This window comes from Microvirga antarctica (genome assembly GCF_017921815.1).
Taxonomy (GTDB): domain Bacteria; phylum Pseudomonadota; class Alphaproteobacteria; order Rhizobiales; family Beijerinckiaceae; genus Microvirga; species Microvirga antarctica.
In genome coordinates this window covers 1-284 of record NZ_JAGEMM010000155.1, presented here as the reverse complement: position 1 = coordinate 284, position 284 = coordinate 1, and the positions used below count along the sequence as shown (strand labels likewise).

General features: G+C 59.2%; 1 protein-coding gene. It reads left to right on the top strand.

What is annotated here, in order from left to right; genetic code table 11:
* A partial coding sequence (locus J4G32_RS21275) for a PTS system mannose/fructose/sorbose family transporter subunit IID (RefSeq protein ID WP_210497714.1) occupies positions 1–284 on the top strand: 284 nt, incomplete at both ends.

Sequence of the window (284 nt, the reverse complement as noted above, 5' to 3'; positions counted from 1 at the left end):
CTCATCCTTACGTTGCGGCGCCGGTACTGGGCGTGACCCTGGCAATGGAAGAAAAGCGTGCGAACGGCGCAGAGATTGACGATGGCGCTATCAACGGTATCAAAGTCGGTCTGATGGGACCGCTGGCAGGCGTCGGCGACCCTATCTTCTGGGGTACCGTCCGTCCGGTATTCGCGGCGCTGGGCGCAGGTATTGCAATGAGCGGCAGCCTGCTTGGTCCGCTGCTGTTTTTCATCCTGTTTAACCTGGTGCGTCTGGCGACCCGTTATTATGGCGTGGCTTAT